The organism is Halolamina salina (assembly GCF_054653455.1).
In genome coordinates this window covers 643,172-664,409 of record NZ_BAAIGE010000002.1, presented here as the reverse complement: position 1 = coordinate 664,409, position 21,238 = coordinate 643,172, and the positions used below count along the sequence as shown (strand labels likewise).

Annotated in this window: 20 protein-coding genes; 11 read left to right on the top strand and 9 right to left on the bottom strand. The window is 69.1% G+C overall.

Annotated elements, in window-relative coordinates; genetic code table 11:
- Window positions 1-5: 5 nt before the first annotated feature.
- The 4 genes from pstC (at window position 6) to phoU (ending at window position 4,252) form a co-directional block, all read left to right on the top strand.
- Window positions 6-992 carry a phosphate ABC transporter permease subunit PstC gene (gene pstC, locus ACYQZ5_RS04035; RefSeq protein ID WP_379731379.1) on the top strand — a complete coding sequence of 329 codons (987 nt, stop codon included), beginning with the start codon at window positions 6-8 and terminating at the stop codon, window positions 990-992.
- Window positions 989-2,575 (top strand): phosphate ABC transporter permease PstA, encoded by a 1,587-nt coding sequence (gene pstA, locus ACYQZ5_RS04030; protein WP_379818756.1) that lies wholly within the window; start codon window positions 989-991, stop codon window positions 2,573-2,575. The genes pstC and pstA overlap by 4 nt, the downstream gene beginning before the upstream one ends.
- Before the next feature lie 13 nt (window positions 2,576-2,588).
- Complete coding sequence (gene pstB, locus ACYQZ5_RS04025) at window positions 2,589-3,422, top strand: phosphate ABC transporter ATP-binding protein PstB (RefSeq protein ID WP_379731951.1); 834 nt, start codon at window positions 2,589-2,591, stop codon at window positions 3,420-3,422.
- Window positions 3,423-3,580: 158 nt separating this feature from the next.
- Complete coding sequence (gene phoU / locus ACYQZ5_RS04020; RefSeq protein ID WP_379731950.1) at window positions 3,581-4,252, top strand: phosphate signaling complex protein PhoU; 672 nt, start codon at window positions 3,581-3,583, stop codon at window positions 4,250-4,252.
- Between the two features lie 7 nt (window positions 4,253-4,259).
- On the opposite strand, the gene ACYQZ5_RS04015 is transcribed toward phoU, so the two are convergent.
- From ACYQZ5_RS04015 to ACYQZ5_RS04005, 3 genes are all read right to left on the bottom strand, one after another.
- Window positions 4,260-5,096 carry an aldo/keto reductase gene (locus ACYQZ5_RS04015; protein ID WP_379731949.1) on the bottom strand — a complete coding sequence of 279 codons (837 nt, stop codon included), beginning with the start codon at window positions 5,094-5,096 and terminating at the stop codon, window positions 4,260-4,262.
- A gap of 69 nt (window positions 5,097-5,165) precedes the next feature.
- Window positions 5,166-6,692, bottom strand: a complete 1,527-nt coding sequence (locus ACYQZ5_RS04010) for a hypothetical protein (protein ID WP_459845255.1) — start codon at window positions 6,690-6,692, stop codon at window positions 5,166-5,168.
- A 60-nt stretch (window positions 6,693-6,752) separates the two neighbouring features.
- On the bottom strand, window positions 6,753-8,972 hold the full coding sequence (locus ACYQZ5_RS04005) for a CDC48 family AAA ATPase (protein WP_379731709.1): 2,220 nt from the start codon (window positions 8,970-8,972) through the stop codon (window positions 6,753-6,755).
- A 238-nt stretch (window positions 8,973-9,210) separates the two neighbouring features.
- On the opposite strand from ACYQZ5_RS04005, the gene radB reads away from it, so the two are divergent.
- Window positions 9,211-9,909 (top strand): DNA repair and recombination protein RadB, encoded by a 699-nt coding sequence (gene radB, locus ACYQZ5_RS04000; protein ID WP_379731708.1) that lies wholly within the window; start codon window positions 9,211-9,213, stop codon window positions 9,907-9,909.
- Window positions 9,910-9,971: 62 nt separating this feature from the next.
- On the opposite strand, the gene ACYQZ5_RS03995 is transcribed toward radB, so the two are convergent.
- The gene (locus ACYQZ5_RS03995; RefSeq protein ID WP_379731707.1) at window positions 9,972-11,132 is read right to left on the bottom strand and encodes a CBS domain-containing protein; all 1,161 of its coding nucleotides are present in this window, start codon (window positions 11,130-11,132) and stop codon (window positions 9,972-9,974) included.
- A 211-nt stretch (window positions 11,133-11,343) separates the two neighbouring features.
- Here ACYQZ5_RS03995 and ACYQZ5_RS03990 point away from each other — a divergent pair, with 211 nt between their 5' ends.
- Window positions 11,344-12,150, top strand: coding sequence for an inositol monophosphatase family protein (locus tag ACYQZ5_RS03990; protein ID WP_379818755.1), 807 nt, complete (start codon window positions 11,344-11,346; stop codon window positions 12,148-12,150).
- Window positions 12,151-12,202: 52 nt separating this feature from the next.
- Complete coding sequence (locus ACYQZ5_RS03985) at window positions 12,203-12,652, top strand: Lrp/AsnC family transcriptional regulator (RefSeq protein ID WP_379731609.1); 450 nt, start codon at window positions 12,203-12,205, stop codon at window positions 12,650-12,652.
- Here ACYQZ5_RS03985 and ACYQZ5_RS03980 read toward each other — a convergent pair.
- Window positions 12,649-13,014, bottom strand: coding sequence for a hypothetical protein (locus tag ACYQZ5_RS03980; RefSeq protein WP_379731608.1), 366 nt, complete (start codon window positions 13,012-13,014; stop codon window positions 12,649-12,651). The two genes, ACYQZ5_RS03985 and ACYQZ5_RS03980, sit on opposite strands and share 4 nt — an antisense overlap.
- 100 nt (window positions 13,015-13,114) lie before the next feature.
- Here ACYQZ5_RS03980 and ACYQZ5_RS03975 point away from each other — a divergent pair, with 100 nt between their 5' ends.
- The 3 genes from ACYQZ5_RS03975 to idsA3 all read left to right on the top strand — a co-directional run bounded on the left by ACYQZ5_RS03975 (window position 13,115) and on the right by idsA3 (window position 16,811).
- Window positions 13,115-14,209, top strand: coding sequence for a DUF63 family protein (locus ACYQZ5_RS03975; RefSeq protein WP_379731607.1), 1,095 nt, complete (start codon window positions 13,115-13,117; stop codon window positions 14,207-14,209).
- A gap of 209 nt (window positions 14,210-14,418) precedes the next feature.
- Window positions 14,419-15,762, top strand: coding sequence for an RNase J family beta-CASP ribonuclease (locus ACYQZ5_RS03970; RefSeq protein WP_379731606.1), 1,344 nt, complete (start codon window positions 14,419-14,421; stop codon window positions 15,760-15,762).
- Window positions 15,763-15,764: 2 nt separating this feature from the next.
- Complete coding sequence (gene idsA3 / locus ACYQZ5_RS03965; protein WP_379731605.1) at window positions 15,765-16,811, top strand: geranylfarnesyl diphosphate synthase; 1,047 nt, start codon at window positions 15,765-15,767, stop codon at window positions 16,809-16,811.
- A gap of 47 nt (window positions 16,812-16,858) precedes the next feature.
- On the opposite strand, the gene ACYQZ5_RS03960 is transcribed toward idsA3, so the two are convergent.
- Window positions 16,859-17,437, bottom strand: coding sequence for a metallophosphoesterase family protein (locus ACYQZ5_RS03960; RefSeq protein ID WP_379731604.1), 579 nt, complete (start codon window positions 17,435-17,437; stop codon window positions 16,859-16,861).
- Window positions 17,438-17,561: 124 nt separating this feature from the next.
- On the opposite strand from ACYQZ5_RS03960, the gene ACYQZ5_RS03955 reads away from it, so the two are divergent.
- Window positions 17,562-18,518 (top strand): DMT family transporter, encoded by a 957-nt coding sequence (locus tag ACYQZ5_RS03955; RefSeq protein ID WP_379818754.1) that lies wholly within the window; start codon window positions 17,562-17,564, stop codon window positions 18,516-18,518.
- Here ACYQZ5_RS03955 and bcp read toward each other — a convergent pair.
- From bcp to priS, 3 genes are read right to left on the bottom strand one after another with little or no spacing between them, the layout of a single operon-like run.
- Window positions 18,515-18,973 (bottom strand): thioredoxin-dependent thiol peroxidase, encoded by a 459-nt coding sequence (gene bcp, locus ACYQZ5_RS03950; RefSeq protein WP_379732373.1) that lies wholly within the window; start codon window positions 18,971-18,973, stop codon window positions 18,515-18,517. The two genes, ACYQZ5_RS03955 and bcp, sit on opposite strands and share 4 nt — an antisense overlap.
- A gap of 50 nt (window positions 18,974-19,023) precedes the next feature.
- On the bottom strand, window positions 19,024-19,914 hold the full coding sequence (locus ACYQZ5_RS03945) for a DNA replication complex subunit Gins51 (RefSeq protein WP_459845249.1): 891 nt from the start codon (window positions 19,912-19,914) through the stop codon (window positions 19,024-19,026).
- Window positions 19,915-19,968: 54 nt separating this feature from the next.
- Window positions 19,969-21,144, bottom strand: coding sequence for a DNA primase small subunit PriS (gene priS / locus ACYQZ5_RS03940; protein WP_379817667.1), 1,176 nt, complete (start codon window positions 21,142-21,144; stop codon window positions 19,969-19,971).
- Window positions 21,145-21,238 lie beyond the last annotated feature (94 nt).

The following is a 21,238-nucleotide window of genomic DNA, read 5'->3' as shown; positions in this document are numbered from 1 at the left end:
TCAGTATGAGTGGGGACGAAGCGAGGGAGCTGACCAGACGGACACAGAACTCCTCGCGGGAGCTCCTCGCCAAAGGGTTCTTCTTCGCGTGTGCGGCGCTGTCGGTGCTGACGACGCTCAGCATCATCGCGCTGCTGGTGTTCGAGGCGGCCAAGTTCTTCTCGATCAGTGCGTCGCTGGTCGGCGTCGAGGGACCGACCGCGACGGTGACGGAGTTCTTCACCGGCAGCGAGTGGGGGCTGCAGGGGCCGGACCTCGGCGTGATGCCGCTGGTGGCGGTGACCCTGATGGTGACGATCGGCTCCGGGCTGATCGCGATCCCACTTGGCGTCGCGACCGCGCTGTACCTCAGCGAGTACGCCAGCGAGAGCGCGCGGTCGTACCTCAAGCCCGCACTCGAGATCCTGGCCGGGGTCCCGTCGATCATCTACGGCATCTTCGCGGTGGCGTACATCACGCCCGTGCTCGACTCGCTGTTCGGCGTCGACGGGCTGTTCAACGTCGCTTCGGCGTGTATCGTCGTCGGCATCATGATCCTCCCGATGGTCGCGTCGGTCTCCGAGGACGCGATGCAGGCGGTGCCCGACGACCTCCGGCAGGCCGGCTACGGGATGGGCGCGACTAAGTACGAGGTGTCGACGGGGATCGTCGTCCCCGCGGCCATCTCGGGCATCTTCTCCTCGTTTATCCTCGCGATCTCGCGAGCGATCGGCGAGACGATGGCGGTCACGCTCGCTACCGGTTCGCTCGCCCGCGAGTTCGACCCGACGCGGCTCTCCTCGTACCTCACGCTGTTCGACCCCGAGTCGTACCTCGAGCCGGGGATGACGATGACGGCGGCGATGATCCAGCTACTGACCGGCGACATCACCGGCGGCGGGCTGGCCTACCGCAGCCTGTTCGCGGTCGGGCTGGTGCTGTTCGTGATCACGCTCGCCATGAACGTGCTGAGTGACCTGATTTCCCGACGGTACCAGGAGGACTACCAATGAGCACCGAGAACGCGTTCGGCCGAGTCAGCCGACGGGTCGGGAAGCTGTTCCGGGCCGTGCTACTCGCGTCGACGCTCGCGGGCATCCTCACGCTCGCGGTGCTGCTGGTGTACGTCGCCAACGACGCGTTCAAGCCGCTGTCGGCAGACCCCGGCTGGCATCTCACCTTCTTCCTCACGCTGGTCGTGCCGACCGTCGGCGTGGGCTGGTGGAGCTACCGGCGGAGCTACGGCACGCTCACGACGGGACTGCTCGGCACCGTGATGCCGGGGATCGCGGCGCTGTACGCCGGCGGACTCGCCGCGCTGTTCATCGACGTGATCCCGACGCTGGTGTGGCTCTCCTTCGTCATCGCGCTCGCGGTACCGATCAGCGTCGCCGCCGCGCTGCGCCGGACGGACCGGGACGTGCCGTTCCTCGCGAAGCTGGTGCTGCTGCTCGGGACGACGATCGGCTCACTGCTGGTGATCCCGGGGTTCGTCCAGGAGCTTCCGACGGTGCCGGCGGACTGGATGGTGCTCGTGCTGACCCTCGGGGTGCCCGAGGCGCTCCTGCTGGGACGCTGGCTCGGCGGTCGGTGGGGCCAGCGTGCGGGGCGGATCGCCGGCACGGCGATCCTGCTCGGCAGCGCCGCCGGCGGCGTCGTGGGGATGGCGAGCGGGCTGGGCGCGATCCCGGGCGTCGCGCTCGCGCTGTTCGCCGCGGTGCCGACCGGGATCTACGTCGCGATCGTCCTGAAGGAGCGTCCCGACCGACGCGTCGGGCTGTTGCTGCCCGCGGTCGTCGTCGCCGGCGCCCTGACGGGCGAACTGCTGGTCGGGGCGCTCGGCTTTGCCGGCCCCGAGTCGTGGGTCGACTGGGGCTTCCTGACCAGCACCGTCCAGAGCGGCGCCGACGCCTCCGCGGTCGGGATCTACTCCGGGGTCGTGGGGACGATCCTGCTGATGTTCGTCGTCGCCGCCATCGCGGTGCCGGCGGGCGTCGGCGCCGCGGTGTACTTAGAGGAGTACGCGCCCGACACCACCCTGACGCGGATCATCGACGTGAACATCAGCAACCTCGCGGGCGTGCCGAGCGTGGTGTACGGCCTGCTGGGGCTGGGGCTGTTCGTCCGCTACGGGGGCCAGCCGACCGGGACGCTGCTGGTCGGCGGCGCGACGCTCGCGCTGCTCGTCTTCCCCATCGTGATCATCTCCGCGCGGGAGGCGATCCGGGCGGTGCCGGACTCCGCCCGACAGGCCTCCTACGGGATGGGCGCGACGCGCTGGCAGACCGTCAAGAACGTCGTCCTCCCCCGGGCGTTCCCGGGGATCCTGACGGGGACGATCCTCGCGCTCTCGCGGGCGATCGGCGAGACCGCGCCGCTGCTGGTGATCGGCGCCGCGCAGGTGTTCGGGGTGCCGGACTCCTGGAACTCCGCGATCGGCGCGATGCCGCTGCAGCTGTACGTCTGGGCGTCGACGTACGCCAGCCCGGCGTTCTACACCACCGTCCTCGCGGCGGGCATCGTGGTGCTGCTGACCGCGATGCTGAGCATGAACTCGATCGCGATCTACGTACGCAACCACTATGAGCAACGCTGACCAGCAAACAGACATGAGCGAGGGATCGAGCGGCGACGAGTACGCGGTCGGCGTCCCCGAAGAACGGGGGCGCGACCGGGACGCCGACGGCGAGGCGTCGACGATCATCGAGAGCCGCGACCTCAGCGTCTGGTACAACGACGAGCAGGCGCTGCGCTCGGTGAGCATGGAGATCCCCGAGAAGCGGGTGACCGCGATGGTCGGCCCCTCGGGCTGTGGGAAGTCCACCTACCTCCGGAGCATCAACCGGATGAACGACCTGATCGACGCCGCCCGCGTCGAGGGCGAGATGCTGTTCGACGGGAAGAACGTCTACGACGACGACGTCGACCCCGTCGCGCTGCGCCGGCGCATCGGGATGGTGTTCCAGCAGCCCAACCCGTTCCCCAAGAGCATCTACGACAACGTCGCCTACGGCCTGCGCCTGCAGGACCGCACCGAGAACTTAGACGAGAAAGTCGAGCAGGCGCTCAGGGACGCCGCGCTCTGGGACGAAGTGAAGGACCAACTCGATCAGTCGGGGCTGGACCTCTCGGGCGGCCAGCAGCAGCGGCTCTGCATCGCCCGCGCGATCGCGGTCGACCCCGAGGTGGTTCTGATGGACGAGCCGGCGTCGGCGCTCGACCCCGTCGCGACCTCGAAGATCGAGGACCTGATCGACGACATGGCCGAGGAGTACACCGTCGTGATCGTCACGCACAACATGCAGCAGGCCGCCCGCATCTCCGACAAGACCGCCGTGTTCCTCACCGGCGGCGAGCTCGTGGAGTTCGACGACACCGAGAAGGTGTTCGAGAACCCCGAGAACGATCGGGTCGAGGACTACATCACCGGGAAGTTCGGGTAGCCCGACCGCGTTTTCGACGGATTCTCTCTGTCGCCGCCGATCGAACAGCGGCGCGTATCGCCGCCGACGGCTGCCGAGCCGGCCCCGTGGCTACGTTCCCCACGGGAGACGGGGCGGAGTCTCGAACAGTTATCTACCCCGCGGCGCAATCGAGGCCCATGCCGCGGGACGACTACCAACGACAGCTCGAATCGCTGCGGGAGGACGTGCTCTACATGGGGGAGGTCGTCGCCGAGCGCCTCCGGATGGGGCTGGACGCGCTCGAACGACAGGACGACGAACTCGGGCAGGAGGTGATCGATCGCGACAGCGAGGTGAACGAGCTGTACCTCGAGCTCGAACAGGACTGCATCGATCTGCTCGCGCTCCAGCAGCCGGTCGCCGGCGACCTGCGCTTCATCGCCTCCTCGTTCAAGATCATCACCGACTTGGAGCGGATCGCCGACCTCGCGACCAACCTCGGCGAGTACGCCGCCGAGGCCCGCTACGAGGTGTTCCCCGACGTGGACGTCCAGCGTATCGGCGACGAGACGCTGGAGATGCTCGCGATGGCGATGGCGGCCTACGAGGACGAGGACGCCGAGGGCTGCTTCGCGGTCGCCGAGCGCGACGACGAGATGGACGCGCTGTGTGAGGACGCCTCCGAGATCATCGTCCGCGACCTGATCGAGAAGGAGGCCGACGACGAGAGCGAGATCGAGGACCTGATGGCCGACGTGTCGCGGCTGCTGCTGACGGTCCGTGACCTCGAACGCGTCGGCGACCACACGGTGAACATCGCCGCGCGGACGCTGTACATGGTCGAGAACGACGACGAACTGATCTACTGAGCCGTCCTCACTCGCTCAGCCGCGCGAGCTCCGACTCGGAGAGGTCGATCCCGCTGGCGGCGACGTTCTCCCGCAGGTGCTCGACGCTCGACGTGCCCGGGATCGGGAGCGTCACGTCCGAACGCCCCAGCAGCCACGCCAGCGCGATCTGGTAGCGCGAGGCGTCGTGTGCGTCGGCGATCTCGTCGACGACTTCGGCTTTCTCGCCGAGGTCGCCCGCGCCGATCGGGAAGTACGGAATGAAGCCGATCCCGGCGTCCTCACAGGCCGCCAGTACGTCCTCGTGCTCGCGGTTCGTGAGGTTGTACTCGTTCTGGACCGTCGCGATCTCGACGTGGTCGCGGGCGGTCTCCAACTGCTCGACGGAGACGTTGCTCAGCCCCACGTTGTCGATCAGCCCGTCGTCTTTGAGTTCCGCCAGCGCCGTCACCGACTCCTCGAACTCGGTGTCCGGGTCAGGACGGTGGAGTTGGTAGAGATCGATGCTGTCGACGCCCAGTCGGTCGATCGACGCCAGCGCGGCGTTGCGGAGGTAGTCGGGGTCGCCGAGCGGGAGCCAGTCGCCGTCGTGGTTCCGGAGCAGGCCGCCCTTCGTGGCGACCAGCGCGTCGTCCACGACGCCGGCCTCCCGGAGCAGACGCTCGCTGGTGCCGGGACCGTAGGAGTCCGCGGTGTCGATGAAGTCGACACCCAGATCGACGGCCTCGCGCGCGACCTCGCGGGCGGCTTCCTCGTCGTCGGGCGCGCCGATGATGTCCTCGCCACAGAGCCGCATCGCGCCGAAGCCGAGCCGGTGGACGGTGTACTCGCCGATCTCGAACGTGTCGCTCTCATTGGTCGACATACACGACCGTGGTGGCGCCGACGGGGTGGGCGTTGCGCTACCGGCAGTCGATCGGCCGGCGTGGGCCGGCTACGCCTCGCCGACGAGGCTGACCTCGTACGCCTGCCCGTCGACGCGGGCGCGGTAGGGCGACTCGTCGTAGCCGACCAGCCCGTAGGTGACCCGCTCGCTGCTCCGGAGCCGTACCTCGTCGACGCCCTCGGCGAAGAACGGGAGCGTGTTCCGCAGGCCGCGGTACCACCCCCGCATCACCTGCTCGCGGATCAGCGTCTCCTCGGCCGCGTCGGCGCGGGTCACCGAGAGCGTCACGTCGCGCTCGCCGTCGCCGCCCGACCACTCGGGTGTAGTGACGGTGACGGTGCTGCCGTCGCGTTCGTGCTCCACGTCGTCGGTCGGGACGATCTCGATCGGATCGCCGACCAGTTCGACCATCGCCGTACTTGAGGAGGATTCGTCGCCGTAGCCGACCGAGACGGCGTAGCGACCGCCGCCGAGGTAGGGGTAGGCGCGGCCGTCCTCCGGGGGGAGGCTGCCGCCGCCGCGGTAGGCGTGCAGCGTCCACGACTCCGTGCCCGCGGGCCGGACCATCCGACAGTCGGCGGTCCGGACGTACGGACCGAGGTCGAACCACTCGCCGTCGTGCAGTTTGTACACGTACCAGTGGCCGCAGCCGAGCTGCTCGCGGGTGTGGTTGACGAACTGGAACGTGATCCCCGCCGGCAGCGACGCTCGCTCGGTTTCTGGGCGGAGATACGCGGCCGTGGACTCGTCGGCCGTGTGGTACCAGCCCGCTCCGGCCTCGCCGTCGCCGTCGATGGCGGGGACGGACTCGCCGGCGAAGCGCGACCGCTCGGCAGGCCCGGGCGCGCTCGTCTCCCAGACGGTGATGCTGGCGTCCGCGCCGTCGGTCCCGCCGAGGTACTCGTACACGCCGGTCGGCCGGCCCGACCCGCCGGGGTGGCCGACGACGGCGTACTCGCCGCGGATCGCCTCCCCGGGGTCGAGCGTGATCGTCTCGGGCAGCCAGCGGTGGATATCGCCGGCCAGCCGCCAGAGGCCGTCGCCGTCGCGTTCGATTTCGGGCGGCTCGTCGACGAGGTCGTGGTTCGCCGTCGGGGCGAAGATCAGGCTCCCCTCGTCGCGAAGCCCCCCACCCATCAACGGCTCACCGTGGTCGCGCGGCGGTTCGCTGCTCGGGCGGCCGAACGGCGGGAGCCAGTCGAGGTCGACTGACTCGCGGTACCGTTCGGTGTTCTGGAGCGAGGCGACCAGCCGGGCGGGGCGGTCGGCGGTCGCGGTCGCGTCGAACCGCATCCTGATCTCGGCGCCGTCCTCGGTCCGGTACCGCATCGGCGAGAGCGCGTACGTCCGATCGGCAGTTCCGAGGTCGATAGTACTGGCGCCGAACAGGGCGTTACCCTCCAGTTGGACCACCTCGTCGGGGGTGCCGGCGGGCGTCGACGGCGTGGCAGTCGGCGTGTCGGTCCCGGCCGTCTCCGTGTCGGTTGGGGCGGTCTCTGTCGGGTCGGTCGAGCTACAGCCGGCGAGGAGGCTGCTGCCCGCCGCCAGCGAGGCGAGGAGGGCGCGTCGGCGCATACGCCCTGCTGAGAGTGGTAACGAAAAGGCCCTTGTGGAGGCGAAAAGACCGTTTTGTGTCTACTGGAAGCCGAGGCGGTTCCCGCGGTCGACGTTCGCGCTGGAGCTGCCGCGGAACTCCTCTTCGACCTCCTCGTAGTAGCTCATCAGGTCGTCGGTGATCGTCGGTCGGACCGCCTCGATCGCCTGCCGGAAGTGGCGCATCTCGACCTCTTCGGCACCGTCGGACTCCCGTAGCGCCTCGATCGCGGCCTCCCGGCAGATCGACTCCAGGTCGGAGCCGACGTAGCCGTCGGTTATCTCGGCGACCTCCTTCAGGCTCACGTCCGGCGCCAGCGGCGTGTCCTCGGTGTGGATCTGGAGGATCTGCTCGCGGCCGTCCTGATCGGGCGCGCCGACCATCACGAGCCGGTCGAACCGGCCCGAGCGGATCAGCGCGGGGTCGATCATGTCCGGGCGGTTGGTCGCGCCGATCACCATCACCTCGCCCATCTCCTCCAGCCCGTCGAGCTCCGTGAGGAGCTGGTTCACGACGCGCTCGGAGACGTTCGTGCCGGCCTGCTCACCGCGACTCGGCGCGAGCGAGTCGAGCTCGTCGAAGAAGATCACGGTGGGCGAGACCTGCCGGGCCTTGCGGAACGTCTGCCGGATCGCCTTCTCGGACTCGCCGACCCACTTCGAGAGGAGTTGGGGCCCGCGGACCGAGATGAAGTTGGCGTTGGTCTCGTTGGCGACGGCCTTCGCCATCAGCGTCTTCCCGGTGCCGGGCGGGCCGTACAGCAGCACGCCCTTCGGCGCCTCGACGCCCATGCGCTCGAACTTCTCGGGGGTCGAGAGCGGCCACTCGACGGCCTCCTTCACCTGCTGTTTGGGGTCGGTAAGCCCGCCCACGTCGTCCCACGTGATTTTGGGGAGCTCGACCAGCACCTCCCGCATCGCGCTGGGTTCGACCTCGTTGAGCGCGCCGCGGAAGTCCTCCTTCTTGACGATCATGCGGTCGATCAGGCTCGGCGGCACCTCCTCCTCGTCTAAGTCGATCTCGGGGAGGTAGCGCCGCAGCGCCTTCATCGCGGCCTCCTTGCTGAGGCTCTCGATGTCGGCGCCGACGAACCCGTGGGTCTCGGCGGCGAGGTGGTCGAGGTCGATGTCGTCCGACAGCGGCATCCCGCGGCTGTGGATCTGGAGGATCTCCTTGCGGCCGGTCTCGTCGGGGACGCCGATCTCGATCTCGCGGTCGAACCGACCCGGGCGGCGCAGCGCGGGATCGACGCTGTCGACGCGGTTGGTCGCGCCGATGACGATCACCTGCCCGCGGGAGTCGAGCCCGTCCATCATCGTCAGCAGCTGGGCGACGACGCGGCGCTCGACTTCGCCGGTCACGTCCTCCCGTTTGGGCGCGATGGAGTCGAGTTCGTCGATGAACACGATCGCGGGGCTGTCCTCCTTGGCGTCCTCGAAGATCTCCCTGAGCTGCTGTTCGGACTCGCCGTAGTACTTCGAGATGATCTCCGGGCCGGCGATGGAGAAGAAGCTCGCGGAGGTCTCGTTGGCGACCGCCTTCGCGAGCAGCGTCTTCCCGGTGCCGGGCGGGCCGTGGAGCAACACCCCCTGGGGCGGCTCGATGCCGAGCTTCTTGAAGATCTGGGGGTGTTTCATCGGCAGTTCGACCATCTCCCGGACGCGCTGGATCTCGTCCTCGAGGCCGCCGATGTCCTCGTAGGTGATCCCGCCGCCGGTCTTGTCGAAGCCGGAGATTGGCTCCTCGCGGAGCTCCACGTCGGTCTCCTCGGTGATCAGGCAGACGCCGTCTGGCTCGGTGTCGACGGCGATCAGCGGGATCGCCTGCCCGGGCGAGCGCATGAACGGGTGGTTCGTGCTCGACATCACGGGGACGATGTCGCGCTCGACCACCGGGCGCTTGAGGATCTGCCGCTTCACCATGCCGGCGGCCTCCGAGCCGAACTGCACCGACGCCTCCTCCGGCGGGGCGAGGGTGAGCGACTCGGCGGTCTCGGCCTCGGCCTTCCGGATGGTGACGCGCTCGCCGATGCTCACGTCGGCGTTCTGGCGCGTGAAGCCGTCGATGCGAACCGTGTCGGTGTTCCAGTCCTGTCGGTCGGCGCGCCAGACCTTCGCCGCCGTGGTTTCGGCGCCCTCGATCTCGATGATGTCCCCGGGGGAGAGCTTGAGGTGGAGCAGGGTGTCGGGGTCGAGCCGAGCGATACCGCGGCCCGAGTCGTTCGGGTACGCTTTCGCGACTTCCAGTTGGACTTCGTTCATGAGTAACCCGGAGTGAGTTACGTGGAAACAAGGGGTGTTCGCGCATAAGTGTGGCGTTAGGTCGAGGTTTTCTTCGTACACCAACGGCGCGAATTACCAGCAGACGGATGCCGAATTCTCCAGTCGAACAGCGGCGGAGTCGGTCGAGAGAACATCGAGGCGGGCGTACTCCCCTCGCTGAGGCACCGAACCGCCGCGAGTCCGAGCGCTTTCGTACCACCCCGCGCAAGCACCGCCAATGAGCGAACCCGTCCCCACCGGCTGCGACCCGATCGACGACCTGCTCGGCGGCGGTTTCGAGCGCGGCACCGTCACGCAGGTGTACGGCGAACCGGCCGCGGGGAAGACCAACCTCGCACTCGCGGCGGCGGTCGAGGCCGCCGTCGACGGCGGGCGCGCGCTGTACATCGATACTGAGGGGCTGTCGATCGACCGCTTCCGCCAGATCGTCGCCGGGAAGACCGACGGCGACGCCGACTTCGAGGAGGTGGCCTCCCGCATCGTCGTCTCGGAGGCCCACGACTTCGAGGAACAGGCCGAGGCCGTCCGGGACGCCGAGGAGTTCGCGGAGACTGCGGACCTGATCGTGCTCGACTCCGCGACGGGGTTCTACCGGCTGGAGCGTGCGGGCGACGACTCCGGCGGCGAGTCCCTGCGGAAAGTCGCCGACCAGATCACCCACCTGCTCTCGCTGGCGCGCAAACACGACCTCGCGGTCGTCGTCACCAATCAGGTGTTCCGCGATCCCGACGCCGATCGGACCCGCGGACTGGGCGGGAACACGCTGGAACACTGGACCGGCGTGGTGCTGCGACTGGAGCGGTTCCGCGGCGGTAACCGCCGGGCGTCGCTGGAGAAACACCGCTCGAAAGCGACCGGCGAGACCGCGACGTTTCGGATCGTCGAGGAGGGGCTGGCGGCCGCCGAGGAGCTCTAAGGCCGACGCGACGCGTCCCGGATCGGCCGTACGACGGCGAAAAAATCGAACGCGGGCGGCCTCTATAGCTCGTTCAGCTTCCGCATCAGCTGACCGCGGTACTCCTCGTCGGCCTTGACGCCCTTGAGTTCGAGCACGTTACGCTCCAGTCGGTCGAGCGCGACGTGGAACGCGTGCTCGGCGCCGTACCCCTCGCCGGAGCCGGCGACCTGCCCCTGCGTGGTTCGCAGGCGGATCTGACAGCGCAGCAGCGGGGTCCCACGGAGCTTCTCCTTGTGCTGGGTGAAGCGGACGTGGGCGTGGAGCACGTTCATCTCCTTGAACTTGTCCGCGACGCTCGTGATGTCCGCGACGATGTCCTCCCGAGTGAGCACGTCCAGCAGATTGATGTTCGTGATCTGGACGTCCATCGACTCCTCCTCGGTGTGGGTCAGCGCGCGGAGCACGTCGGTCTTCGTGATGACGCCCTCGATCTCGGCGCCGTCGGGCGTCGCCGTCACGACCAGCCCGGAGATGCCGTTCTCGAACATGATCGACACCGCCTCCTCGACGGTCTCGCCGGCGGTGATCGTCTGGACCGGGCTCGACATCAGGTCGTAGACGGGGATGTCGAGCATGCGCTCGAGTTCGCCGCTGCGGTCGCCCTCGCCCTGTCGGTCCTCGTCGCGCACCGCGAAGTCGACGATGTCGTTGGTCGTGACGATCCCGGTGAGGTCGCCGGTCTCGTTGGTGACGGGCAGCCGGGAGATGCCGTTCTCGCGCAGGCGGTTGATCGCCTTGCCGACGTGGTCGTCCTCGGTGACGGTGACGACCGACTCCGAGGCGATGTCGCCGACGGTGATGGCTTCGAGGTTCTCGAGCACCGCCCGCAGGATGTCGTCGGCCGCGACGATCCCCCAGAGGTTCTCGCCCTCGTAGACGGGCGCGATCTTCACGTCGCCCTCGACGAGCACGCGGGAGACCTCGCGCACGTCGTCGTGCCGGCCCACCTTCGGCGGGCTCCCGCCGCTACGGGAGGAGCGGACGACGGCGCCGACCTTCATGTCGTCCTCGACGTGAGACTGGACCAGTTGCTTCTCACGGATCACGCCGATACACTCGCCGTCCTCCATGACGACGACCCCTTTCGGGTTCTCCCGCTCGAACCGCGACCGAATCTTCGCGACGCGCGTGTCGGCCTCGACTTCGACGAATTCCTTGACGGCGATATCCGAGATGTCCATAGACAGTTTATCAGTTCCCTCGGCGTTGCCTTGAAGGTTATCGCATCGGGACAGCGGCGTGACGTGTTCGCGTGGCGTCACCGCTTCGGCGTCCGAATCCTCTCGGACCGCGCGAGGGGAGCGCCACGGGTCGCGTCGCCGTCGTCGAGTCACGCCGCGTTCGAGCAGGACCCAGAGCGTTCTTGGGGCTGGCTCCCCGAGACGGAGAACCATGGACGAACACGGAGCGGCCGGCCGCGCCGCGCTCGCCCGCCGCGCGGCCGTCGCCGGCGGCGACGTGGCGAAGGAGTTCTTCCGGACCGGCGTCGCCGTCGAGACGAAGGCGGGAAAGACCGACGTGGTGACGGAGGCCGACCGCGCCGCCCAGCGCGAAGTGGAGGAGGTCATCCGGGAGGAGCGCCCCGAGGAGCCGATCGTCGGCGAGGAGGGCGACGCGCTCAAGTCGGTACCGGAGACGGGACCGGCGTGGATCGTCGACCCCATCGACGGCACCGACAGCTACGTCCGGGAGCTCACGACCTGGGCCACCGCGGTCGCCTGCGTGGTCCAGGGCGAACCGGTCGCGGCCTGCAACTACCTGCCCGCGATGGACGACGTGTACACCGCCGACAGCGGGGCGGCCTACCGCAACGGCAGCGAAATTTCGGTCTCGTCGGTGAGCGACCCCGAGCGCGCCGCGGTCGTGCCGACCGTCTGGTGGCCGCGCGAGCGGCGCGACGAGTACGCCCGCGCGTGCGAGGCCATCGTGAGCCGCTTCGCCGACCTCCGACGACCGGGCAGCGCACAGGCCGCGCTCGCGATGGTCGCCGCCGGCTCGATCGAGGGCGTGATCACCAACGTCCAGACGAAGCCGTGGGACACGATCGCCGGGGTCCACCTCGTGCGCCGGGCCGGCGGGACGGCGACCGACCTCCGCGGGGAGCGGTGGCACCACGACGCCCGCGGGCTGGTCGTCTCGAACGGTGTGCTCCACGAGGAGATGCTCGAAGCGGCGCAGGCGATCGACGACGCGGTCTGACCTTCGGGAAGCAGTCACAAGCCCAAAGAGTCCCGACCGCACAGTCCCGCGTATGGAACTCGACGAGACGGACCGGCAGATCCTCCGCATCCTGCAGGAGGACGCCCGGACCCCCTTCAGCGAGGTCGCGCGCCGGATCGACATGTCCAGCGCGACGGTCCACGACCGGGTGAACCGCATGGAGGAGGCGGGCGTCATCGAGGGGTACCACGCGAGCGTCGACGCCGACGCGGTGGGGTACGGCGTGAGCGCGTTCGTCGGTCTCCGCACCGAGCAGGGCCGCGAGGAGGAGGCGCTGGCCCACCTCGCCGGCCTGCCCGAGGTCCAGGAGGTCCACCTCACGACCGGCCAGTGGGACGTGATGGTGCGGGTCCACGCCGAGGACACCGACGGCCTCCGGGACCTGATGTTCGACCACATCGCCGACACCGAGGGGTTCACGCGCTCACAGACGATGGTGGTGCTCGGCACCGACTACGAGGCCGACGGGCTGCCGATCTAACCGACGTACTGCGCCTCGGCGGAGTTGCGATCGCGGCCGAAGTCGACGATCTCGGCGTCGATCACGTCGCCCACGTCGGCGCTGTCGGGCACGCCGTCGACGAAGATCACGAAACCCGCCTTCTTGCAGACCGCGACCCGCTCGCCGGAGTGGTGGCTCTCGAACTCCTTGACGGCCAGCGAGACGCGATCGCCCACGTCGACCGGCGGCTCCCGCTCGGTGGCGGCCTCGTGGGCCTGCCGCGACTGCTCGCGCTGGGCCCGCTCGATCCCGTCGGCGCGCCCCTTCTGGTAGGCGGCGTAGAGGGCGATCACGGCGACCGCGACGCCGCCGGCCACCAGCATCGGTGTCGGACTGACCATGCTCCCGACGGGGGAGTCGCGGGAGGTAACGTTACTGGTCCCGCGCCGGGCGATACGGGAGACCGCAACCCTGAAGCCCCACGCTGTGCGGTGTTGGGGTATGTCATCCCTCCGCGAGTGGACCGGCCGGAGCCCGGAGCGGCTCTGGGCCGGCGCCGTCGGCGCGCTCCTGGTGGCGCTGGTCGGGGGGTCGGTACTCGCCCCCGAGACGGTGTACGACGGCTTCATCTGGCACTACTTCTGGGGGCCGGTACAGGCCGACGCACACAACGCGGTCTGTGCGATCCGTCCCGGGAGCACGGTCGAGTACCTCTACAGCACGTCGGCGTGTCGGGAGGCGGCCGAGCCGGTTGCCTACCCGGGTTACACGGTCGTCAGCGAGGTCGGCTACATCGTCGCGCTGCTGATCACGATCACCGGCGTCGTGCTGCTGCTGGAACGGCTCGGCATCGGGGAGGACCGCGGGCTGTTCTGGGCGATGGTGCCGTTCATGCTGCTCGGCGGCGCGCTCCGGACCGTCGAGGACGCCCACAACGCGATGGGGGATAGCTGGTTCGACTACCCGCTGAACACGCTGCTGATCAGCCCGATCATCTACCTCACGCTGTTCGTCATCGCGCTGGCCTGCATCCTCCTCTCGCTGTGGCTGGCCCGACGGGGGTACGTCGACGACTACGTCCGGCCGCTGACGGCGATGGGCGGCGGCGCGGTCCTGCTGTCGGTCGGCTACCTCGCCTTCCTCGCGGCGACGGACCCGCAGGTGCAGTTCTACCCGCTGGTGCTGATCGCGACGGTCGGGCTCTCGGCCGTCGCGGCCGTCGGGACGTGGTACGCCATCGAGACGTTCGCACCGAGCGTCAACGAGGGGACGGGACTGGCGGGCGGGATGGTGCTCGTCGCCCACGCCGTCGACGGCGCCGCGAACGTGATCGGGCTGGACTACCTGATGGCGCTCGGCGTGCCGTACAACCTCAACCCCAAACACCCCGCGAACCAGTTCATCGTCGACCTGTTCGGGGCGGCGTGGCCGTTCCTCGTCGTGAAGATGGCGGCGGCGACGTTCCTGATCTGGGTGTTCGAGCCCGAACTGGTCGAGGAGACGCCGCGGTACACGACGCTGCTGTTGACCGCGGTCAGCGCCGTCGGACTGGGGCCGGGGTCTCGGGACCTACTACGGGCTGTTTTCGGCGTCTGAGCCGTTCTCCGGTCGCCGGCCGTCGACCCGCGCCATTTTTACCCTCGGACGCAGAAGGACGGGTAAGAACATCCCGCGGGTAAACGCCGACGGGGCGTTGCGGGGATCGGTGACCGACGCGCTGTAAGACGCCGGGGTCCACGACCCCCACGCTCGCGGCTGTTTCAGTACGCACACCGCCACGAACGTGGCTTTGAGTGCATCCAACCATGGAAGTCGAAATCGCAACAATCGGCGGCTACGAAGAGGTCGGTAGACAGTGTACCGCGGTCCGCGCGGGCGACGACGTCGTCATCTTCGACATGGGCCTGAACCTGAGTAAGGTCCTGATCCACGACAACGTCGAGACCGAGCAGATGCACAGCCTCGACCTGATCGACATGGGCGCCATCCCGGACGACCGGGTCATGTCCGAGATCGAGGGCGACGTGCAGGCCATCGTGCCCACGCACGGCCACCTCGACCACATCGGTGCCATCTCGAAGCTGGCCCACCGCTACGACGCGCCGATCGTCTCGGCGCCCTTTACGATCGAACTGGTGAAACAGCAGGTCCAGAGCGAGTCGAAGTTCGAGGTCGACAACGACCTCATCAAGATGGACGCGGGCGAGACGATGCAGATCGGCGACGACACCGAACTCGAGTTCGTCAACGTCACCCACTCCATCATCGACGCGATCAACCCCGTGCTCCACACGCCGGAGGGCGCCGTGGTGTACGGGCTGGACAAGCGCATGGACCACACGCCCGTCATCGGCGACCCGATCGACATGGATCGGTTCCGCGAGATCAGCCGGGAGGAGGGCGTGCTCGCGTACATCGAGGACTGTACCAACGCCTCGAAGAAGGGCCGGACGCCCTCCGAGCGCGTCGCCCGCGAGCACCTGCGTGACGTGATGATGAGTCTGGAGGATTACGACGGCGGCATCGTCGCCACCACGTTCTCCAGCCACATCGCCCGCGTGAAGAGCCTCGTCGAGTTCGCCCAGGAGATCGGCCGCGAGCCGGTGCTGCTCGGCCGCTCGATGGAGAAGTACTCCGGCACGGCCGAGCGCCTCGGCTTCGTCGACTTCCCGGACGACCTCGGGATGTACGGCCACCGCAAGTCCGTCGACCGGACGTTCAAGCGGATCATGAAGGAGGGGAAGGAGAACTACCTCCCCATCGTCACCGGCCACCAGGGCGAGCCGCGCGCGATGCTCACCCGGATGGGTCGCGGCGAGACCCCCTACGACATCGAGGACGGCGACAAGGTCATCTTCAGCGCCCGAGTCATCCCGGAGCCGACCAACGAGGGCCAGCGCTACCAGTCCGAGCAGCTGCTCCGGATGCAGGGCGCCCACATCTACGACGACATCCACGTCTCGGGCCACCTGAGTCAGGAGGGCCACTACCAGATGCTGGAGGCGCTCCAGCCCGAGAACGTCGTCCCCGCCCACCAGAACCTCGAGAACCTCGCGAAGTACGTCGACCTCTGTGAGTCCGAGGGGTACAACCTCGGCGACGACGTCCACCTCTCGCGCAACGGCAACGTGATCCAGCTCACGGAGTAACGATGAGTGAGGACGCGACGGTCGAACGGCTGCTCGCCGCGGTGAAACAGCGCCGCGAGCGGGTCAACGACGCCATCGTCGAGGAGCTCCCGATCGAGGAGCCAGAACGCCTCTACGAGGCCTCCCGCTACCTGCTCGACGCCGGCGGGAAGCGCCTGCGGCCGACGGTGTGTCTCCTCGTGGGCGAGGCGCTGGCCGACGTGGACCCCGGCAGCGCCGACTACCGGGCGTTCCCCGCGCTGTTCGACGGCGAGGTCGACCTGCTGCGGGCGGCGGTCAGCATCGAGGTGATCCAGTCGTTCACGCTGATCCACGACGATATCATGGACGACGACGACCTCCGGCGCGGCGTGCCGGCGGTCCACCGCGAGTACGACGAGGAGACGGCGATCCTCGCCGGCGACACGCTGTACGCCAAGGCGTTCGAGTTCATGACCGACACCGGCAGCCGGCCCGAACTCTCCGTCGCCGCGACCAACCGGCTGGCGCGCACCTGTACCGAGATCTGTGAGGGACAGGCGCTCGACGTGGAGTTCGAGAACCGCGCGGGCGTGCTCCCCGAGGAGTACCTCGAGATGGTCGAACTCAAGACCGCCGTGCTGTACGGCGCCTCCGCGGCCATTCCCGCGATCCTGCTCGGCGCCGCCGACGAGACCGTCGAGGCGCTGCGGCAGTACGGGATCGACTCCGGGCGCGCGTTCCAGATTCAGGACGACGTGCTCGACCTGACGGTGCCCAGCGAGGAGTTGGGCAAGCAGCGCGGCTCGGACCTCGTCGGCGAGAAGGAGACGCTGATCACCCTCCACGCGCGCCAGCAGGGCGTCGACGTGGACGGGCTGGTCAGCGCCGAGACGGCCGACGAACTCACCGAGGCCGAGGTCGCCGACGCCGTCGAGACGCTCGAAGCGGCGGGCAGCATCGAGTACGCCCGCTCGAAGGCGGAGGAGCTGACCGCCCGCTCGAAGGGCCACCTCGACGCCCTGCCGGACAACGAGGCCAGTCGGCTGCTCGCGGATCTGGCGGACTACCTGATCAACCGCGGCTACTGAGCCGGCGTCCCTTTTCCCGACTCCCGTTCGCGGAGCCGGTACGGAAGCTACCGGAGTTCGACCTCGAACCGCGACTCGGCGGCCGCCGCGTCCCGAACGCGCTCGGTCGACCCACACCGATCGAGCAGCGCCGCCAGCCCCCCGAGCCGGACCGGCCGGTAGTCCAGTAGCTCCGCCGAGACGTTCACCCGGCGCGCGTCGGCGGCGACGAACGGGTGGGTGTCGGGGTCGTTGTCGTGGTGGTGGCCGTGGATCAGCCACCCCTCCCAGTCCGCCGGCGCGTCCTCGGGGCGGTGCGTGCAGTAGAACGACCGCTCGCCGTGTTCCAGAACGAAGCCGTCGACGACCGGGAACGGCGCCTCCGCCGGGTCGAGCCCCACGTCGTGGTTGCCACGCACGAGCAGGTCGCCGCCGAGCTGGTCGAACCGCTCGATCGTCTCCCGGCCGTCCTGCATGTCCATCGCCACGTCGCCGAGGTGGACGAGCACGTCCTCGGGCGAGACGGTCTCGTAATGCCGGTCGAGCATCGCGCTGTCCATCGCGCCGGGCGAGTCGAACGGCCGGTCGCAGTACTCGATGATGTTCGCGTGCCCGAAGTGATGGTCGGAGATCAGATAGCGGCCCACGGCGTCGATAGCGGGAGATTGACACTTAACTCCCCGCCCGGTGTGTGGACGGCTCACACCTTTCCGGGGCGGCGAATCGCGCCGCGATGGACACGCTCAAGCCGTCGCCGCCACCACTCCCGACGTGTCTCGCTATCAGGATGCCGGGCTGTTCGTGGTGCTGGCTGTCGCGTGGGGTGCCGGGTTCTCGGCGATCGAGGTCGGCCTGCAGACGATTCGGCCGATCCTGTTCGCCAGCTTTCGATTCGACATCGGCGCGGTCGTGACGCTGGGCGCGCTCGCGGCGCTGGGGCGGTTGGACCTCCCACGGACACGAGCGGACTGGCAGGCGATCTTCGTCGCCGCGGCGTTTCTCGTGTTCGGGAACGTCTTCTTCCTCTTCTTCGGACAGCTCTACACCTCCGGCTCGATCGCGTCGGTCGTGTACAGTCTCAACCCCGTGCTCACGGTGGGGTTCGCCGCACTGCTGCTCTCGGGCGACGGGCTGACGCCCCGCGACGTCGTGGGGATCCTCCTCGGGCTGGTCGGCGTCGTGCTGATCGCGCGGCCGTCGCCGACCGCGGCGACCGAGCCGCCCGCCGGCGCGCCCGGCGTGCTCGACGGCGCCTTCGAACTGCTCGGTGCGGACGGGCTCGGGGCGGCGCTGGTGTTCTGTGCGGTGATCGCGGTCGCCGCTGGCAGCGTGCTGCTGCGCCGGGTCGACGCGCCGATGGCCAGCCTCCCGACGACGGGGTGGGCGATGGGGCTGGGGGCGATCATGCTCCACGCCGCCAGCCTCGGGTTGGGCGAGCCGATCGTCGTGCCGTCGGGGACGTGGACGTGGGTCGCGGTCGGCTACGTCGGCGTCGTCGCGAGCTCTGTGGGGTACGGCGCCTACTTCACGCTGATGCGCCGCCGGGGACCGTTCACCGCGAACCTCGTGAGCTACGCGGTGCCGCCGGTCGCCGCCGTCACTGGGTGGGCGCTGCTGGACGAAGCGCTCCCACCGGCGGCCGTCGCCGGGTTCGGCTGTATCCTCGCCGGCTTCCTCGTGCTGAACCGGAAGGCAGTCGGCGAGGAAATTCGGCGGCTACGGGCCTAATCGAGGTCGAGGTCCGCCAGAATCTCCTCGGCGTGGTTCTCGGGATCGACGCCCTCGTACACTTCGACGATTTCGCCGTCCTTCACGACGAACGTGTTACGGAACACGCCCATCACCTCGTTGCCGAAGACGTTCTTCTCGCCGTAGGAGCCGTACGCCGCGGACACCTCGCCGTCCTCGTCGGAGAGCAGGTCGAACGGGAGGTCGTACTTCTCGCGGAAATCCGCGAGATCATCGACGGGGTCGTCGCTGATCCCGACGACGGAGATGCCGGCGTCCTCGTAGGTGTCCCAGTCGTCGCGGAACGAACACGCCTCGGTGGTGCAGCCGGGCGTGTCGGCGCGCGGGTAGAAGTAGACGACCGCGTACTCGCCGGGTAGATCCGAGAGCGAGACCTCGTCGCCGTCTTGGTTGGGAAGCGAGAACTCTGGCGCGTCGTCACCGGGTTCGAGCATGCCCGAGCGTGCGACCGGCGGGGACTAACGCTTTCCGCTCCCGGCGACGGTCACCAGAGTCGCTCGGCGGCCTCGCGCTGGAGCAGCGCCTCGGCGTTGTCCGCGGGCAGCGAGACCACGTCCTCGCTCTCGAGTTCGTACTCGCGGTCGTCGACGCCGAGCAGCCGCCCCACGTCCTCAGTGACGCGGACGGTGGTCCGCTCGTCGTCGGTGTCCTCGGCCGCAGTCGCCGGACTCGCGGGCGCGTCGCCCGCCGTCGCGGCTGCGACCCCGCCGTCGGATCGCGGGTCGGCCGGCGTCTCGGGCGGCTCCGGCGGCGTTTCCTCGACTTCCTCGGCCGGCCTGTCCGGCGGCGCGGGCGGCACGTCGTCGTCCGAACTGTCCGGCTCGGGCGCTCCCGTGCCGACCGCCGGCTCGTCGCGGGAGGGGCCGGTGTCGTCGGGTGCCGTCGACGCCTCGCCGCCGGGCGGCGACGGCTCGCTCGCGGTCGTCGTCTCGGTCGGTTCGGGCTGGGCGCCCGGCGAGCCCATGGGGGAGGCGGCGACGCTGTCGCCCTCGCCGGCGAGGATGTCCAGCACGCGCGAGCGGTTCTCGCCGATGCGGCCGACCATGTCCTCGAACAGGTCCCGCTCCTGCGTGGTGAGTCCCTCCTCCTCGACGGGCATGTCCGCGGCCTTGAACGAGGCCATCTTGACGACCTTCCCGACCCGGCGCTCGTAGATCGCCTCGACCACGTCCTCCGCGCGCTCGATGTCGTCGCTGAGCCGGGAGACCTCCGGGTCCGAGAACGGCTCGTCGGCCGCCTCGGCCACGCGGTCGCGCTCCTCTTTCAGCTCCTCGATGTACGCCGCGACGTCCTCGTAGAACGAGTCCCGCAGGTGCTGGAGGCTGTCCTTCTGGCGCTCCTTGCTCTGGACCGTCTGGAGTTCGTCGATGTCCATGCTGTGTGTCGGGGCCGCGCGGGTGGCGCGACGGTGGCCTGCGGGTTCGTTCGGTTACTCTGCGGCTTTCTCGGCGCGCCCCCTCGCCATGAGGAACACGCCGACGTACTCTTCCACTGATTGCGGACCAGGCTCTAAAGCTGTTTCGGCGCCCAAGTCGACCGGGCCGGGCTCGGTGACGTTCACCATGATTCGCTGGCCGCGGAAGCGGTCGGCGACGGCGTCGGACAGCGGGTCGAACGCGTCGAGATCCGCGGGATCGATGGGTTTCACGACGAACCCCGTCCCGCCGTGGAGCGTCCCCGGCAGCCGGATGAGTCGGCGCACGTCGGTGGTGACCGGCTCGTCGATCGGCGCCGTCTCGTTGCCGACGACCTGTGCGGTCAGCGCCTCGATCAGCTTCCGCAGGCCGGGGCCGCCGGCCTCGACGTTCCCCTCGCGGATCGCGTCGGGGTTGCGCTCCGCGGCGTCGAGGATGGTGCCCGCGCGGCCGTCGCCGATGCCGTCGAACGCGGTGAGCTGTTCGAGGGCGTCCTCGCGGTCCATCTCCCGGAGGTCGGCGACGAACTCCACGAGCTCACGGTGGACGCGTCGCCCCCACCCGCCGCCGGTCTTGAGCTCACGGCGGGTGGTGCCGCCGTAGGAGACGGTCCGGATCAGGCCGTCGCGGTCGAGGTCGACCGCGCGCACGTAGTCGACGATCTCGCGGCGCGCCTCGCTGTCGAGGTCGAGCAGCGCGTCGTTGCGGACGTGGACGTGGTAGCCGCGGCCGCCCGAGAAGACGATCAGCAGTTCGTCGTCGGTGAAGCCGAAGTCCTCCCGGAGCAGGTCCAGCAGTCGCTTGAGCGCGTCCTTACAGGCTTCGAGCATCTCGGCGTAGCTCGCTTCCTCCTCGTCGACGCCGGGGAGGTGGTCGGCGTCGAGGTCGAACACGAGGTCCGCGCCGCGCCAGCCCTTCTCGGCCATCGTCCGGTTGTCGGGGTCGTCGTAGCGTGCGGCCGAGAAGTAGGCGTGGCGGGGCGCCTCGCGGGCGAGGAACTCCCGGACCGATTGGGCGTCCCCGCCCATGTCCAGCAGCGAGCGGTGGCGCACCATCGTCGTCCCCTCGCTCTCGGTGTAGGGGATGTGCCCCCACTCCCGGGCCGCGGGTGCGGGCGGCACCGAGATGTCGGCGTCGGCGTAGTAGTCGCCGAATCGCCCCTTGAGGTAGTTGCGCGTGCGGTCCTCCATTCCTGTGCTCGCTTGTGGAGTTCGTGGTATAGGGTTTTGCCTTCGCCGACGCGGCGCGTCGACGCGCCACGGGACGGCGTCACAGGGACCGACA